Genomic DNA, 14,969 nt, shown 5'->3' on the forward strand with positions numbered 1-14,969 from the left:
GGTCCTGAGAAGGAAGGATCAAGGTGGCTTTCCTTCTCTGTCACGCGAGGTTGGGAAAACGGCTCAGCGTTCGTCAAATAATTTCACGCACGGGCCTGAACCGTCACCCAATAGCGGGTAAAGCGTCGCACGGTTACCGGCAGGCTGACTTCCAGCAAGTCGAGAATGCGTTCGCTGTCATCCAGCGGATAACTGCCGGACAGCAGCAGGTTTGCCACCTGCGGGTCGCAATTGAGCTGGCCCCGGCGGTAGCGCCCGAGTTCGCCGAGAAAGTCTTCCAGGCGCATATGTGCGGCGACCAGCATGCCGTCGGCCCAGGCGCCGCTGTTGGCGTCGACCGGGCGAGGGCTGTCCCAGCCTTTGCGGGTGTAATTGACCTGATGCGCAGCGTCCACCCTCAACGGCAGGCCGCTGTAATGGTTGGGCATCACTTCGACATGGCCATCGAGCACTGCCAATTGGGTATGGTCATTGAACTGGCGCACGTTCAGGCGCGCCGCCTGGCTGCTGAGCAGGCCCTGGCCGGTCAGTACGCGCAGCGGCGTGGCCCCGGCGCGGGCGGTCAGCAGGATTTCACCTTCGAGCAGGCGGATCAGACGCTGGCGGCCATCGAAATGCACATCCACTGCGCTGCCGGTGTTGAGCTGCAACTGGCTGCCGTCGGCCAACTGCACGCTGCGACGCTGGCCGACAGGGCTGCGGTAGTCAGCCGTCAATGGCGGCAAAATATGTTGCTGGCGCAGGCTCCAGGCTGCCGCCGAACCGGCGCCGAGGATCAACAGCAGCTTCAGCGCCTGGCGCCGACTGGTGGATATCGGGGCATTCAACGCCGCATGCGCCAGGGGCGAAGGCAGGCCGCGCAGGCGCTGGTTGACGCGCTGGATCTGGTCCCACGCGCGCTGGTGTTCGCTATGCGCCTCCAGCCATTGTTGCCAGGCCGCCTGTTGGCGTGAGTCGAGGGTGCCTTGCTGCATTTGCAGCAACCAGTGCACGGCTTGTTCGGCTACCTGGGTCGAGACGTTCATAGGGCGAAGTAGCAGCGCAGGGCGGCTTTGTGCAGGTGGCGCTTGACCGTGGCGATGGAAATGCCCAGTTGCGCGCCGATCTGCGCGTAGGTCAGGCCATCGAGCTGGGCCAGCAGGAAGGCGCGTTTGACCTGGACCGGCAGGCCGTCGAGCAGTTGGTCCAGTTCCACCAGGGTTTGCAGGATGATTGCGCGGTCTTCTTCCGACGGCGCCACGTGTTCCGGCATTTGCGCCAGGGCGTCGAGGTAGGCGCGTTCAAGGTCCTGGCGACGGTAATAGTTGAACAGCACACGCTTGGCGACCGTGGTGAGAAAGGCGCGCGGTTCGATCAGCGTGGGTGCTTCCCGTGCGCTGAGGACCCGTATGAAGGTGTCGTGCGCCAGGTCGGCGGCGTTTTGCGGGCAGCCGAGCTTGCATCGCAACCAGCCGGTGAGCCAGTGGTGATGGTCGTTGTACAGAACTTCGATGGTGGTGGACGGTGGCAACGTGATCACTCCATCGGCATTGGCATGCTTTAGAGAACAAGAATTGTTCGCATTGTAGGGCCGGGAGCACGGTTCGGCAATCGACCAGAGCAGGTGATTCATCCGTTCTCTTTTGCTTATGAGAATATTTATCATTAATATTGCGCGCTGATGAACTTGGCGCCTGCCGCATGAAAAGCAAAACCTCACTGCCCGCCTCTTATCGCCTCGCTGTCACTTCACGCGTGCTGGCGGCTGTGCTCGGCGGTTATCTGATGGCCTCCCTGGCCGCTATCTGCCTCGCGCTGTGGTTGCCGACGGCGCGCGCCGACGCGGTGATCGTCGGCATGATGAGCTCATTCGTGTTCTACCTGCTGGCGGTGCTCTGGTGTTTCGCCTGCCGCACCGCGTGGCGCGCGTGGGCGGGGGTGATGCTGCCGAGCGCGCTGCTCGCCACCCTGGCGGGCATAGGCTTCTGGGTGGTGCGCACATGAAAGAGGGTTTTCGCCAGGCCATGGCCTGGCTGCACACCTGGGCCGGGTTGATCTTCGGCTGGCTGCTGTTTGCGATTTTCCTGACCGGCACATTGGCCTATTTCAAGGACGAAATAACCCACTGGATGCAGCCCGAAGTTCAGGCCCATCCGCTGGACGACGCGCGCAGCCTGGCCGTGGCGCAAAGCTATCTGCAGCAACAGGCGCCCACGGCCGCGCGCTGGTTCATTACCTTGCCCACCCGCCGCGACCCCGGGCTGTCGGTGATGTGGCAAGACAAGGTCGACCCCGGCAAGCGCGGCAACTTCATCCAGAAAGTCCTCGACCCGGTCAGCGGCCAGGCGGTCCAGGCCCGCGAAAGCATGGGCGGTGAATTCTTCTACCGCTTCCACTTCCAACTGCAGATGCCTTACCCATGGGGCCGCTGGCTGTCGACCCTCGCCGCCATGGTGATGTTCGTCGCGCTGATCACCGGCATCATTACCCACAAGAAAATCTTCAAGGACTTCTTCACCTTCCGCCCGCGCAAGGGCCAGCGCTCCTGGCTGGACGGGCACAATGCGGTGGGCGTGCTGGTACTGCCGTTTCACCTGATGATTACCTACAGCAGCCTGGTGATCTTCATGAGCATGGTGATGCCGGCGCCGATCGTGGCCTCCTATGGCAATGACAGTCGTGCCTTCTTCAATGAAGTGTTTCCCAATACCGATAATCCTCCGGCGCTCGGCCAGCCGGGCACATTGCTGCCGTTGTGGCCGATGTACCAGCAGGCGCGGCAGCAGTGGGCGGGTGGGCATGTCGGGCGCCTGGCGGTGAATAACCCGAGCGACGTCAACGCCTCGGTGAATGTGTTTCGCGCCGGGTCCGACAGCGTGGTGCATGATTTCGGCAGCACCGTTTCGTTCAACGGCACCACGGGGCAGGTGTTGCGGGTCAGTGGCGAGCCGTCCCTGCCGTCGGTTATCGGTGGCAGTTTCTACGGCTTGCACATGGGCCATTTCGCCGGTCCGGTGCTGCGCTGGCTGTATTTCATCTGCGGCCTGGCGGGCACGGCGATGATCGGCACAGGCCTGGTGATATGGCTGGGCAAGCGTCAGCTCAAGCACGCCAAAACCGGTGTGATGCCCTTTGAGCTGCGGCTGGTGGAGGTGTTGAACATCGCCAGCATGTCGGGGCTGATGATCGCCGTCGCGGCGTTTTTCTGGGCCAATCGATTGCTGCCGGTGGGCGTGGCCGAACGTTCCGACTGGGAAGTGCAGAGCTTCTTTATCGCCTGGGGGCTGAGCCTGGTGCATGCCATGCTGCGGCGCGGTCGGCAGGGCTGGGTCGAGCAATTGAGCCTGGGGGCGTTGCTGTTTGTGATCCTCCCACTGGTTAACGCCCTGACTACGCCGTATCACTTGGGTGCTTCGCTGATGAGCGGCGACTGGGCCATGGCCGGCTTCGACCTGACGTGCCTGGCCAGCGGCCTGTTCCTCGCATGGGCGGCCTGGAAGATGCAGCGCCGCGCCGCATTGCAGCCCAGGGCGGAACACGCACGTTCATTGATGTTCAAGCAGGAGGCCGGCTGAATGCTGCTCTCCCTGCTGCTGTGCTACGCCGGGTTTACCGCGTTGTGCCTGTCGACTGACCGTCATCACGGCGAGCTGCTGCGCAGCAAACCCACGCCTGCACGGCGTCTGGGGTTGCGTGCGCTCGGCTGGTTGCTGCTGACCCTGTCGATCTGGCCGGCGGTGGCCGCCACCGGTTGGAGCCAGGGCCTGGTGGAGTGGTGCGCGGTGTTGATGCTCAGCGCCTTGCTGCTCGTGCTGCTGTTGCCGTACCGGCCACGGCTGGCCCTGATCCTCGCGGGCGTCGGCCTGCTGGCAAGCCCCGTCGCGGCGTTTGGGCTTTTCTGAGCGGCCCATGATGATCAGCCCGCCGCCCGAACCCCAAGACAGTTCGCACCCGAACGCGGCCGGTGGGCGTGCGCATTTCCTGCAGGTGTTCCTGTCCCAGCGTTCGCAGATGGAGGCCCTGGTCAGCCGCCGTGTCGGTTGCCGCGCCACGGCGGCTGACCTGGTGCAGGACCTGTTCCTGCGCTTCTGGCGCCGCCCGCTGGTGCAGGTCGAAGAACTCAGCACCTACCTGCTGCGCTGCGCCGGCAATATCGCCATCGACCATTTGCGCAGCGAAGGCGCCCGCGTGCGCAGCAATGAGGGCTGGTTGCCGGAGCAACAGGACAACCAGGCCTGCGAACCCCAGGCGGCCCTCGAGGCGGGCAATGACCTGCGACATGTCGAAGCCGCCTTGCGCAGCCTGCCCGAGCGCACTCGGCAGATTTTCCTGCTCAACCGTATCCACGGGCGCAAATACGCAGAGATCGCCAAGGCCATGGGCCTGTCCCAAAGCGCCGTGGAAAAACATATGATGCGCGCCCTGCAAGCCTGCAAGGCCAGCCTGTGCGAAACGCCGCCTCCACGTACGCCAGGGAAAGCACCGTGAACGTTACGCCCACACCCGCCCAGGAACAGGCCGCGCTCGACTGGCTGAGCCGGCTGCACGACCAGCCCGGCAGCGGTGATCAAGCCACCTTCAGCCGATGGCTGCGGGCCGACCCCGCCCATGTCGAAGCCTACGCCCGGGCCCAGGTGTTGTGGGAGTTGAGCGAAGTCCCGGCGCGCACCCTGGCTGACGAGGACGCACAGGCCTTGCAGGGCTACCTCGATACGATGAGTCGTTCCGGGCGCTCGCATCTGGTGCGTGGGGTCGGCGCCCTGGCCATGGCGGCCTGCTTGTTGTTGATGGTGTCGATGGGCGCCGGTTGGCAGCCGTCGCGCTGGGTCGATGACCTGGGCGCCGATTACGTGACCGCGCCAGGGGAGGTGAGGACCGTCACCCTGGCCGATCAGTCTCACGTCACCCTCGACGCCGACAGCGCGATTGCCGTGGATTTCAGCCACGGTGAGCGGCATATCCAGTTGCGTCGCGGGGCCGGTTTTTTCCGCGTTGTCCACACCGGCCAGCCCTTCGTGGTCGAGGCGGGCGATGGAGAAGCGCGGGTGCTGGGCACGCAGTTCGAAGTGCGCCTGCAACCGGCGGGCGCCCAGGTGACCGTGCTGTCCGGCCGGGTTGGCGTGACGCCATCCGGACAGGGCCCGCAGCAAATTCTGACGGCAGGCCAGCAAGTGGCCTACGCCGACGGCGTAGCCGAGCCGCTGCATTCGGTGGACAGCGAATCACGCCTGGCCTGGCGCGACGGTTGGCTCAATTACTACAAGGCGCCGCTGGCCGAGGTGGTCAGGGACCTTGCGCGGTATTACCCGGGCCGAATCCTCCTGCTCAATGCTGAAATGGGTGCCAGGCGCGTCAGCGGCAGCTTTCCAAGCAATGACCCTGTCGCCGTGTTGAAGGCCTTGCAAGCGGTCCTCGACTTCGAACAGCACACGCTGCTGGGTAGCTTGATCGTGTTGCGCTAGGCGCACGGCGCCGTTCACCGAATCGTCATCGCAATCACCAGAATCTGTCACTAGAGGGTTACACGCGGCGAGGGTCTGGCTCGGAGCCAGTTTCTAAGGCCACCACAAACCAAATGTGGGAGGGGGCTTGCCCCCGATAGCAGTGTGTCAGTCAGCCTATCTGTAGCTGATACACCGCAATCGGGGGCAAGCCCCCTCCCACATTTGACCCCGGTGTTTCAGGGATTGGTTGACTTCAGGGCGGCCATGGTCGCATCCGGGTTGTAGTCGCGAATCAACGTGCCATTGACGTCCACAAACGGAATTCCACCACCACCCAACGCTTCATAGGCCTTGCGCGCCTGGGCGTCCTTTTCGATATCCAGCGCCTGGTAAGGAATACCCTTCTGGTCCAGAAAGCGCCGGATCTGTTTGCAGTATCCGCACCAGTCAGTGAAATAAAGCACCACACGCGCCGAGCTGCGTACCTGCTCCGACACCACCTGGGACGGGTTGAACAGCCGCTCGACCTTGCCCCAGTTCTGAATCGCCACCACCACCAGCAACATCAGCAGGACTTTCTTCAAGACCCCGCCAAGCATCAGTTACGGCGCTTGAGCTGGTCGGTCAGCTGGGTCGGCAGGCCCTTGATGATCAAGGTGCCGGCGGCTTCGTCGTATTCGATCTTATCGCCCAGCAAGTGGGCCTCAAAGCTGATGGACAAGCCTTCGGCGCGGCCGGTGAAGCGGCGGAATTGGTTGAGGGTGCGTTTGTCGGCAGGGATTTCCGGCGACAGGCCGTAGTCCTTGTTGCGAATGTGGTCGTAGAACGCTTTAGGCCGATCTTCATCGATCAGACCGGACAGTTCTTCCAGGCCCATGGGCTCGCCGAGCTTGGCCTGGCTGCTGGCGTAGTCCACCAGAGTCTTGGTTTTCTCGCGGGCCGACTCGTCCGGCAAGTCTTCGCTTTCAACGAAGTCACTGAACGCCTTGAGCAGGGTGCGGGTTTCGCCCGGGCCGTCGACGCCTTCCTGGCAACCGATGAAGTCGCGAAAGTACTCCGAGACCTTCTTGCCATTCTTGCCCTTGATAAACGAGATGTACTGTTTGGACTGCTTGTTGTTCTGCCATTCGGACACGTTGATCCGCGCGGCCAGGTGCAGTTGGCCCAGGTCCAGGTGGCGCGATGGGGTCACGTCCAGCTCGTCGGTCACCGCCACGCCTTCGCTGTGGTGCAGCAGGGCGATGGCCAGGTAGTCGGTCATGCCTTGCTGGTAGTGGGCGAACAGCACGTGACCGCCGGTGGACAGGTTGGACTCCTCCATCAGCTTCTGCAGATGTTCCACCGCGGTACGGCTGAAGGTGGTGAAATCCTGACCACCGTCAAAGTATTCCTTCAACCAGCCGCTGAACGGGTGCGCGCCGGACTCGGCATGGAAGAAACCCCAGGCCTTGCCTTGTTTGGCGTTGTAGCTTTCGTTGAGGTCGGCAAGCATGTTCTCGATGGCGGCCGATTCGGACAGCTCCGAATCGCGGGCATGCAGAACTGCGGGTGTGCCGTCGGGTTTTTTGTCGATCAGGTGGACGATGCAATGACGGATCGGCATAGGCTTCTCGGCTGGTTGAAGGGGAGCGGTGAGCCTCCCCCAAAAAGTTGCCCAGTGTACCGCACCCGTTGGTCAAGACGCGCCTGGAGGGGCGTTTTGGATGTTCTCCCACCGTGCATATGGGTTTTTTTCACGGTTTAGAGCGATAAAGCTGACCAAATGGGTATGTTGAGGCGGATATTTCCCCGTCTCTGTGCTAGTTTTGCCCCGTCTTACGCCAAGTCTCGGCGTTAAGCGTGCATTCAGCATTTGTCAGGTCGAACCAATCCCCGTTTCAAGCATCTATAACCCCGTTCTCCAAAGGTTATAGCCGGGGCGCCAGGCCGACACGGTCGGGCTCGACGGCTGACACTGCACTCTGCAATCCATATGAATTTGATAGGGAAGGAACACCACAATGGCTTTGACTAAAGACCAACTGATCGCTGATATCGCTGAAGCTATCGACGCGCCGAAAACCACCGCGCGCGCAGCGCTGGACCAACTGGGCCAGATCGTTGCCGATCAGCTGGAAAACGGCGGCGAAATCACTCTGCCAGGTATCGGCAAGCTGAAAGTTACCGAGCGTCCTGCCCGTACCGGCCGTAACCCTTCGACTGGCGCTGCCATCGAAATCGCTGCCAAGAAAGTTATCAAGCTGGTTGTGGCCAAAGGCCTGACCGACGCTGTTAACAAGTAAGACGCAGTAAAAAAAACCGTGCTCCGGAGTGATCCGGGCACGGTTTTTTGTTGCCTGCGGTTTTGCGTCTTACTGTAGGAGCGAGCTTGCTCGCGAAGAACCCACAAGCAGCGTGTTTATCCAGAATACACGCGTTATCGTTGGCGTCCTTCGCGAGCAAGCTCGCTCCTACAGGGTTGGATTCAGCGCACCCAGCGCTGGCGCCAGATCTGCTGTTCGTTCTTGGTCTGGAAAGTCCAGGCGACGAAGCGGCTTTGCTTTTGCCCCTGGGACATTTCCACCACCTGGCTTTCCAGCACGCCGGCCTTTTTCAGCGCGGTCTCGATCGCGGGCAGGTTTGACGCTTTTGACACCAAGGTGCTGAACCACAGCACCTTGTGGGCAAAATGCGCGCTCTCGGCGATCAGTTGCGTCACGAAGCGGGCTTCGCCGCCCTCACACCACAGTTCGGCCGACTGGCCACCGAAGTTCAGCACCGGCAACTTGCGTTTCGGATCCGCCTTGCCCAAGGCACGCCACTTGCGCTCGCTGCCCTTGGTGGCTTCGTCCATGGACGCGTGGAACGGCGGGTTGCACATGGTCAGGTCGAAACGCTCCGCAGGCTCCAGCAGCCCCAGCAGGATGTGCTTGGGGTTGGGCTGCTGGCGCAACTGGATGACTTTGCTCAGGTCGTTGGACTGCACAATGGCCTTGGCGGCGGCCACGGCGATCGGGTCGACCTCCGAGCCCAGGAAGTTCCAGCGGTACTCCATGTAGCCAATCAGCGGGTACACGCAGTTGGCGCCCATGCCGATATCCAGCACCTTGACGATGGAACCGCGCGGAATCTTGCCTTCGTTGGTGCTGGCCAGCAGGTCGGCGAGGAAGTGCACATAGTCGGCACGCCCCGGCACCGGCGGGCACAGGTAATCGGCCGGGATGTCCCAATGCTGGATGCCGTAGAACGACTTGAGCAACGCCCGGTTGAACACCCGCACCGCGTCCGGGCTGGCGAAATCGATGCTCTCTTTGCCATAGGGATTGATGATCACGAACTGCGCCAGTTCCGGCGTGGTCTTGATCAGCGCCTGGAAGTCGTAACGGCCTGTGTGGCGGTTGCGCGGATGCAGGGTAGCCTCTTTGCGTGGCGCGACGGGTTTGGCCGTGGCAGCGGTTTTAGGCTTCTTGCGCGGTGGTTTGGGTGTGCTGGGGGCGGTCATGTTGATTCTGGTGTTGGCTCAAAGTGGCGGGCATTGTCACACATCTTGAGCTCAACTCGTTCAAATGTGGGAGGGGGCTTGCCCTTTGTAGGAGCGAGCTTGCTCGCGAAGAACTCCCAGGTACCGCGTTTATTCAGAAAACACGCGTTATCGTTGACGTTTTTCGCGAGCAAGCTCGCTCCTACAGACGGCGGAGGGCAAGCCCCCTCCCACATTGACTGCATTCCCAGCAGGACATCGGGAACGATCAGGCAAAAAAAAAGAGACCCGAAGGTCTCTTTTTTTTACGCGACTCAAGCCTTACAGGCTGGAAATCCGCGCATGTTGCTCGGCCAGCTTGCCCAGGGCCTGCTCAGCCTCGGCCAACTTGGCGCGTTCCTTGTCGATGACTTCTGCCGGCGCCTTGTCGACGAACGCCGCGTTGGACAGCTTGCCGCCCACTCGCTGCACTTCGCCTTGCAGGCGCGCGATTTCCTTGTCGAGACGGGCCAGTTCCGCGCCCTTGTCGATCAGGCCGGCCATTGGCACCAGCACTTCCATGTCGCCAACCAGGGCGGTAGCGGACAGCGGTGCTTCGGCGCCATCGGCCAATACGGTGATCGACTCCAGCTTTGCCAGCTTCTTGAGCAGTGCATCGTTCTCGCCGAGGCGACGCTGGTCTGCGGCACTGGCGTTCTTGACGAACACGGCCAGCGGCTTGCCCGGCCCGATATTCATCTCGGCGCGGATGTTGCGCGTGCCGAGCATCAAGGTCTTGAGCCATTCGATATCGCTTTCGGCGGCCTCATCGATGCGTGCTTCATTGGCCACCGGCCAGGGCTGCAGCATGATGGTCTTGCCGTCGATACCGGCCAGCGGCGCCAGGCGCTGCCAGATTTCTTCGGTGATGAACGGCATGAACGGATGCGCCAGGCGCAACGCCACTTCCAGCACGCGCACCAGGGTGCGGCGGGTGCCGCGCTGGCGTTCGACCGGCGCGTTTTCGTCCCACAGCACCGGCTTGGACAGTTCCAGATACCAGTCGCAATACTGGTTCCAGATGAACTCGTACAAGGCCTGGGCGGCCAGGTCGAAACGGAACTGGTCGAGCTGGCGGGTCACTTCGGCTTCGGTGCGCTGCAGCTGCGAGATGATCCAGCGATCCGCCAGGCTCAGCTCAAAGGCTTCGCCGTTCTGGCCGCAGTCTTCGCCTTTGTCCAGCACATAGCGCGCGGCGTTCCAGATCTTGTTGCAGAAGTTGCGGTAACCTTCGACGCGGCCCATGTCGAACTTGATGTCGCGACCGGTGGACGCCAGGGAGCAGAAGGTGAAGCGCAGGGCGTCGGTGCCGTAGCTGGCGATGCCGTCGGCGAATTCGTCGCGGGTCTGCTTCTCGATCTTCTTCGCCATTTTCGGCTGCATCATGCCCGAGGTGCGCTTGTGTACCAGCGCTTCGAGTTCGATGCCGTCGATGATGTCCAATGGGTCCAGGACGTTGCCCTTGGATTTGGACATCTTCTGGCCCTGGCCATCACGCACCAGGCCGTGGACATACACGGTCTTGAACGGCACCTGCGGGGTGCCGTCGTCGTTTTTCACCAAGTGCATGGTCAGCATGATCATCCGGGCAACCCAGAAGAAAATGATGTCGAAGCCGGTAACCAGCACGTCGGTGGGGTGGAATTTTTCGAGGAACGCAGTTTTTTCCGGCCAGCCCAAGGTGGAGAAGGTCCACAGGCCGGCGCTGAACCACGTGTCCAGTACGTCATTGTCCTGATTCAATACCAGGTCTGCGGGCAGATTATTCTTGGCACGCACTTCGGCTTCATCGCGGCCTACATAAACCTTGCCCGACTCGTCGTACCAGGCTGGAATACGGTGCCCCCACCACAGCTGACGGCTGATGCACCAGTCCTGGATGTCGCGCATCCAGGAGAAGTACATGTTTTCGTATTGTTTAGGCACGAACGCGATGCGGCCGTCTTCAACGGCGGCGATGGCCGGTTCAGCCAAAGGCTTGGTCGACACGTACCACTGGTCGGTCAGCCACGGTTCGATCACGGTGCCGGAACGGTCGCCCTTCGGCACTTTCAGGCCGTGGTCGTCGACGCTCACCAGCAAACCGGCGGCGTCGAAGGCGGCAACGATCTGCTTGCGCGCTTCGAAGCGGTCCAGGCCGGCATATTCGGCCGGGATCTTGCCGTCGATGCTGTCGTTCAGCGTGCCGTCCAGGTTGAACGCCTGGCAGGCCGGCAATACCGCGGCGTTCTTGTCGAAGATGTTCAGCAGCGGCAGGTTGTGGCGCTTGCCGACTTCGTAGTCGTTGAAATCGTGGGCCGGGGTGATTTTCACGCAGCCGGTGCCGAATTCAGGGTCGCAGTAGTCGTCGGCGATGATCGGGATGCGGCGGCCGACCAATGGCAGCTCGACGAACTTGCCGATCAGTGCCTGATAGCGCTCGTCGTTCGGGTTAACCGCTACGGCGGCGTCACCGAGCATGGTTTCCGGACGGGTAGTGGCGACGATCAGGTAGTCACTGCCTTCAGCGGTTTTGGCGCCGTCGGCCAGCGGGTACTTGAGGTTCCACAGAAAGCCTTTCTCGTCGTGGTTTTCCACTTCAAGGTCGGAGATCGCCGTGTGCAGCTTGGTGTCCCAGTTGACCAGGCGCTTGCCGCGGTAGATCAGGCCGTCTTCATGCAGGCGCACGAAGGCTTCCTTCACGGCTTCCGACAGGCCGTCGTCCATGGTGAAGCGCTCACGGCTCCAGTCCACGGACGAGCCCAGGCGACGGATCTGACGGCTGATATTGCCGCCGGACTGATCTTTCCATTCCCAGACTTTCTCGAGGAATTTCTCGCGGCCCAGGTCATGACGGTTCTGGCCGGTGGCTTCCAGTTGGCGTTCCACCAGCATCTGGGTGGCGATACCGGCGTGGTCGGTGCCCGGCTGCCACAGGGTGTCGCGACCCTGCATGCGGCGGAAACGGATCAACGCGTCCATGATCGCATTGTTGAAGCCATGGCCCATGTGCAGGCTGCCAGTGACGTTCGGTGGCGGGATCATGATGGTGTACGCGTCGCCCGCACCTTGTGGGGCGAAGTAGTTTTCGGACTCCCAGGTGTTGTACCAGGAAGTTTCGATAGCGTGGGGCTGGTAGGTCTTATCCATGCGCGGCGGGACCCTAGTTGGCATTTATTCAGGAAAGCCGGCAAGTATAACGGGGGATAGAGCGCAGGGCGAGGCGAAGACAGGGCTTAAGGTGTATGCAACCAAATGTGGGAGGGGGCTTGCCCCCGATGGCGGTGTGTCAGCTTCAAATAGACTGCTGACAGATTGCTATCGGGGGCAAGCCCCCTCCCACAGGGGATGTCGGTTTGGTTCAGGATTGGTACTGGCTGAGCAATCGCTCCATCCGCGCATCCATTCGCCGTTTGATCTCGGCTTCGATATGCGGCGCATAGTCGTCGATCACATCCTGCATGATCAATTGCGCCGCAGCGCGCAGTTCGTTGTCCAGGTGCAGCAGCAGGGCGTCGGGGGCTTTTTCCGCAGCGGGAGCGGGTTCTGCAATGACCGGCTGCGGCGCAGCAGGCTTGTTGCCGACCATGTCGAACAACAGCGGAATCTGTACCTCGCTCTCGACCGTCTCGGTCAACAGCGGCGGTTGCAAGCCATCATCACCCAGCAACTGACGGATCGACTCGAGGTCGTCCAGCAGGTGGTCGTCTTTTTTCAGCGGGTTGGGCGTGTCCATCATGTACTCAAAGTCGTTGTAGCCGGTGATCCTGCAAAGGATAGCCCTGTTCGCGGTAGAAACGGAAACTCTCCCGCGCGGCCTGACGAATAGCCGGGTCTTCCACCACCACTTCCGCCACGCGGGCGAATGCCTTGGCGAAGGACGGTACTTTCAGGTCAAGGTTGACCAGCAGGTCATGGTGGTCGCCGCAACTGTCGCCCACACCCAGGACTACCACGCCGTCGGGTTCCGATTCGGCGGGGCCGTGGGGTACGAAGCTTTCGCCCTTGAAGCGCCACAGGCGGGCATCAAGGTCCTCGCGTTGGGCGGCATCGCTGCAATGCAGGTAAATGCGATGGCCCATGCGCCAGGCTTTTTCGGTGAGCTTGCAGGCAAAGTCCAGGCGCGCGGACGGGTCGGCGCTGGGCAATATATAGAAGTCGACTTGGGTCATTGCGGTTCCTGGTGCTGGCCCGCCAGTCCTGTAGGAGCGAGCTTGCTCGCGAAAAACCAGAGGACACCGCGTTCATCCGGGATGGGCGCGTTATCGTTGGCGATCTTCGCGAGCAAGCTGGCTCCTACAGAAGGGCCGGTGGCGCTTAGGCTTTGGCGCGATCGAGCAGGTACTGGGTCAGCAGCGGTACTGGACGACCAGTGGCGCCCTTGTCCTTGCCGCCGCTGGTCCATGCGGTGCCGGCAATGTCCAGGTGCGCCCAGTTGAAGTTCTTGGCGAACCGCGACAGGAAGCAGGCAGCGGTGATGGTGCCGGCTTTGGGGCCGCCGATGTTGGCGATGTCGGCGAACGGGCTGTCCAGTTGTTCCTGGTACTCATCGAACAGCGGCAGTTGCCAGGCGCGGTCGTCGGCGGCCTTGCCGGCGCTGAGCAGTTGCTCGATCAGCTCGTCGTTGTTGCCCAGCAGGCCCGAGGTGTGGGCGCCCAGGGCAACCACGCAGGCGCCGGTCAGGGTGGCGATGTCGATCACCGCCTGCGGCTTGAAGCGTTCGGCGTAGGTCAGCGCATCGCACAGCACCAGGCGGCCTTCGGCGTCGGTGTTGAGGATTTCCACGGTCTGGCCGCTCATGGTGGTGACGATATCGCCTGGACGGGCAGCGCCGCCGCTCGGCATGTTCTCGGCGCAGGCCAGGATGCACACCAGGTTGATCGGCAGCTTGAGTTCCAGCACGGCACGCAGGGTGCCGAATACGCTGGCGGCGCCGCCCATGTCGTACTTCATCTCATCCATGCCGGCGCCCGGCTTGAGGCTGATGCCGCCGGTGTCGAAGGTGATGCCTTTACCCACCAGGGCGTAAGGCTTCTCGGACTTCTTGCCGCCGTTGTATTGCATCACGATCAGGCGGGGGGGCTGGTCGCTGCCCTGGCCCACGGCATAGAACGAGCCCATGCCCAGTTCCTTGATCTTCTTCTCGTCCAGCACTTCGACCTTCAGGCCCTTGAATTCCTTGCCCAGCGCCTTGGCCTGTTCGCCCAGGTAGGTGGGGTGGCAGATGTTCGGCGGCAGGTTGCCCAGGTCGCGGGTGAACGACATGCCGTTGGCGATCGCGGTGGCGTGGGTCACGGCGCGCTCGACTTCAGCCTGGGCGGCCTTGATGGTCAGCAGGGTGATTTTCTTCAGGGCGCGGGGTTCGGCTTTCTGGCTCTTGAACTGGTCGAAGACGTAGCCGCCGTCCACCAGGCTTTCGGCCAGCAGGCGGGTCTTGCCGTAGCTGTCACGGCCCTTGATGACGATTTCATCGAGTGCCAGTGCCGCGTCGCTGCCGCCCAGGCCTTTAAGCGTGGTGAGGATGGTGCTGATGATCTTGCGAAACGGACGGTCGCCCAGTTCGGCGTCCTTGCCCACACCCACCAGCAACACGCGCTCGGCCTTGAGATTCGGCAGGCTCTGCAGCAGCAGGCTCTGGCCGACTTTGCCGGCCAGGTCGCCGCGCTTGAGCACGGCGCTGATGGCGCCGCCGCTCAGTTCATCCAGTTGCTTGGCGGCAACGCCGAGTGTGCGGCCTTCGCCGACAGCGACCACGAGGGTGGCGGTTTTCAACGTTTCGGGGCTAACGCTTTTTACAACCAATTCCATTTTCGGGTCCCTTATAAGGTCGGTGAGCCTGGCATGCGTACCCAGGCTTTAAAGCGTGGCAGCCTTGTAAACCGCCAGCGACAAAGGCCGCAGTTTGAACCTCGCAGGCGAAGCCTGACAACCCTCGAAGCACGCTTTGTGCGTGCGCATGAGGTTGCGCAGTGACAGGCGCGGTCAATCACAGGATAATGCGCCATCTTTTTAGCCGGCCCGCGCAAACGGGTCGACTCGGTATGCTTGCTTGTTTGGCCGCCTTAGCC

General features: G+C 62.0%; 15 protein-coding genes. 6 read left to right on the forward strand and 9 right to left on the reverse strand.

Going from position 1 to position 14,969, the window contains the following annotated elements:
- Nucleotides 1-83: 83 nt before the first annotated feature.
- Both TU82_RS18470 and TU82_RS18475 read right to left on the reverse strand, forming a co-directional pair.
- Nucleotides 84-1,025 carry a FecR domain-containing protein gene (locus TU82_RS18470; protein WP_057724711.1) on the reverse strand — a complete coding sequence of 314 codons (942 nt, stop codon included), beginning with the start codon at nt 1,023-1,025 and terminating at the stop codon, nt 84-86.
- Complete coding sequence (locus tag TU82_RS18475; RefSeq protein WP_057724817.1) at nt 1,022-1,510, reverse strand: sigma-70 family RNA polymerase sigma factor; 489 nt, start codon at nt 1,508-1,510, stop codon at nt 1,022-1,024. The genes TU82_RS18470 and TU82_RS18475 overlap by 4 nt, the downstream gene beginning before the upstream one ends.
- A gap of 170 nt (nt 1,511-1,680) precedes the next feature.
- On the opposite strand from TU82_RS18475, the gene TU82_RS18480 reads away from it, so the two are divergent.
- Genes TU82_RS18480 through TU82_RS18500 form a run of 5 tightly spaced genes read left to right on the forward strand, consistent with a single transcriptional unit; the run spans nt 1,681 to nt 5,441 of the window.
- A complete protein-coding gene (locus TU82_RS18480) occupies nt 1,681-1,983 on the forward strand; it encodes a DUF3649 domain-containing protein (RefSeq protein ID WP_057724712.1) in 303 nt (100 codons plus the stop codon).
- Entirely contained in the window at nt 1,980-3,554 is a 1,575-nt protein-coding gene (locus TU82_RS18485) for a PepSY-associated TM helix domain-containing protein (protein WP_057724713.1), read from the forward strand. The genes TU82_RS18480 and TU82_RS18485 overlap by 4 nt, the downstream gene beginning before the upstream one ends.
- Entirely contained in the window at nt 3,555-3,881 is a 327-nt protein-coding gene (locus TU82_RS18490) for a DUF3325 domain-containing protein (protein ID WP_057724714.1), read from the forward strand. It abuts the gene before it with no gap.
- A gap of 7 nt (nt 3,882-3,888) precedes the next feature.
- Nucleotides 3,889-4,467, forward strand: coding sequence for an RNA polymerase sigma factor (locus tag TU82_RS18495; protein WP_057724715.1), 579 nt, complete (start codon nt 3,889-3,891; stop codon nt 4,465-4,467).
- A complete protein-coding gene (locus TU82_RS18500; RefSeq protein ID WP_057724716.1) occupies nt 4,464-5,441 on the forward strand; it encodes a FecR family protein in 978 nt (325 codons plus the stop codon). The genes TU82_RS18495 and TU82_RS18500 overlap by 4 nt, the downstream gene beginning before the upstream one ends.
- A gap of 218 nt (nt 5,442-5,659) precedes the next feature.
- On the opposite strand, the gene TU82_RS18505 is transcribed toward TU82_RS18500, so the two are convergent.
- Nucleotides 5,660-6,022, reverse strand: coding sequence for a glutaredoxin family protein (locus TU82_RS18505; RefSeq protein ID WP_057724717.1), 363 nt, complete (start codon nt 6,020-6,022; stop codon nt 5,660-5,662).
- Nucleotides 6,022-7,026, reverse strand: coding sequence for a nucleoid-associated protein YejK (gene yejK, locus TU82_RS18510; protein ID WP_003171997.1), 1,005 nt, complete (start codon nt 7,024-7,026; stop codon nt 6,022-6,024). Before yejK ends, TU82_RS18505 begins: the two co-directional genes overlap by 1 nt.
- Nucleotides 7,027-7,423: 397 nt before the next feature.
- Here yejK and TU82_RS18515 point away from each other — a divergent pair, with 397 nt between their 5' ends.
- Nucleotides 7,424-7,705 carry an HU family DNA-binding protein gene (locus tag TU82_RS18515; protein ID WP_005785131.1) on the forward strand — a complete coding sequence of 94 codons (282 nt, stop codon included), beginning with the start codon at nt 7,424-7,426 and terminating at the stop codon, nt 7,703-7,705.
- A gap of 182 nt (nt 7,706-7,887) precedes the next feature.
- On the opposite strand, the gene rlmF is transcribed toward TU82_RS18515, so the two are convergent.
- From rlmF to TU82_RS18540, 5 genes are all read right to left on the reverse strand, one after another.
- On the reverse strand, nt 7,888-8,904 hold the full coding sequence (gene rlmF, locus TU82_RS18520) for a 23S rRNA (adenine(1618)-N(6))-methyltransferase RlmF (protein ID WP_057724718.1): 1,017 nt from the start codon (nt 8,902-8,904) through the stop codon (nt 7,888-7,890).
- Nucleotides 8,905-9,204: 300 nt separating this feature from the next.
- Entirely contained in the window at nt 9,205-12,051 is a 2,847-nt protein-coding gene (locus tag TU82_RS18525; RefSeq protein WP_057724719.1) for a valine--tRNA ligase, read from the reverse strand.
- Nucleotides 12,052-12,262: 211 nt separating this feature from the next.
- Complete coding sequence (locus TU82_RS18530) at nt 12,263-12,637, reverse strand: hypothetical protein (protein ID WP_057724720.1); 375 nt, start codon at nt 12,635-12,637, stop codon at nt 12,263-12,265.
- Between the two features lie 7 nt (nt 12,638-12,644).
- On the reverse strand, nt 12,645-13,073 hold the full coding sequence (locus TU82_RS18535; RefSeq protein ID WP_057724721.1) for a DNA polymerase III subunit chi: 429 nt from the start codon (nt 13,071-13,073) through the stop codon (nt 12,645-12,647).
- 145 nt (nt 13,074-13,218) lie between these two features.
- The gene (locus TU82_RS18540) at nt 13,219-14,709 is read right to left on the reverse strand and encodes a leucyl aminopeptidase (protein WP_057724722.1); all 1,491 of its coding nucleotides are present in this window, start codon (nt 14,707-14,709) and stop codon (nt 13,219-13,221) included.
- Between the last annotated feature and the right edge of the window lie 260 nt (nt 14,710-14,969).

Origin of the sequence: Pseudomonas orientalis (assembly GCF_001439815.1) — a bacterium.
Lineage (GTDB): Bacteria > Pseudomonadota > Gammaproteobacteria > Pseudomonadales > Pseudomonadaceae > Aquipseudomonas > Aquipseudomonas orientalis.

Coding starts and splice junctions, on each gene's coding strand:
- TU82_RS18470 (WP_057724711.1), bottom strand. CDS start 1,025: ATGAACGTCTCGACCCAGGTAGCCGAACAAGCCGTGCACTGGTTGCTG.
- TU82_RS18480 (WP_057724712.1), top strand. CDS start 1,681: ATGAAAAGCAAAACCTCACTGCCCGCCTCTTATCGCCTCGCTGTCACT.
- TU82_RS18485 (WP_057724713.1), top strand. CDS start 1,980: ATGAAAGAGGGTTTTCGCCAGGCCATGGCCTGGCTGCACACCTGGGCC.
- TU82_RS18490 (WP_057724714.1), top strand. CDS start 3,555: ATGCTGCTCTCCCTGCTGCTGTGCTACGCCGGGTTTACCGCGTTGTGC.
- TU82_RS18495 (WP_057724715.1), top strand. CDS start 3,889: ATGATGATCAGCCCGCCGCCCGAACCCCAAGACAGTTCGCACCCGAAC.
- TU82_RS18505 (WP_057724717.1), bottom strand. CDS start 6,022: ATGCTTGGCGGGGTCTTGAAGAAAGTCCTGCTGATGTTGCTGGTGGTG.
- yejK (WP_003171997.1), bottom strand. CDS start 7,026: ATGCCGATCCGTCATTGCATCGTCCACCTGATCGACAAAAAACCCGAC.
- TU82_RS18515 (WP_005785131.1), top strand. CDS start 7,424: ATGGCTTTGACTAAAGACCAACTGATCGCTGATATCGCTGAAGCTATC.
- rlmF (WP_057724718.1), bottom strand. CDS start 8,904: ATGACCGCCCCCAGCACACCCAAACCACCGCGCAAGAAGCCTAAAACC.
- TU82_RS18525 (WP_057724719.1), bottom strand. CDS start 12,051: ATGGATAAGACCTACCAGCCCCACGCTATCGAAACTTCCTGGTACAAC.
- TU82_RS18530 (WP_057724720.1), bottom strand. CDS start 12,637: ATGGACACGCCCAACCCGCTGAAAAAAGACGACCACCTGCTGGACGAC.
- TU82_RS18535 (WP_057724721.1), bottom strand. CDS start 13,073: ATGACCCAAGTCGACTTCTATATATTGCCCAGCGCCGACCCGTCCGCG.
- TU82_RS18540 (WP_057724722.1), bottom strand. CDS start 14,709: ATGGAATTGGTTGTAAAAAGCGTTAGCCCCGAAACGTTGAAAACCGCC.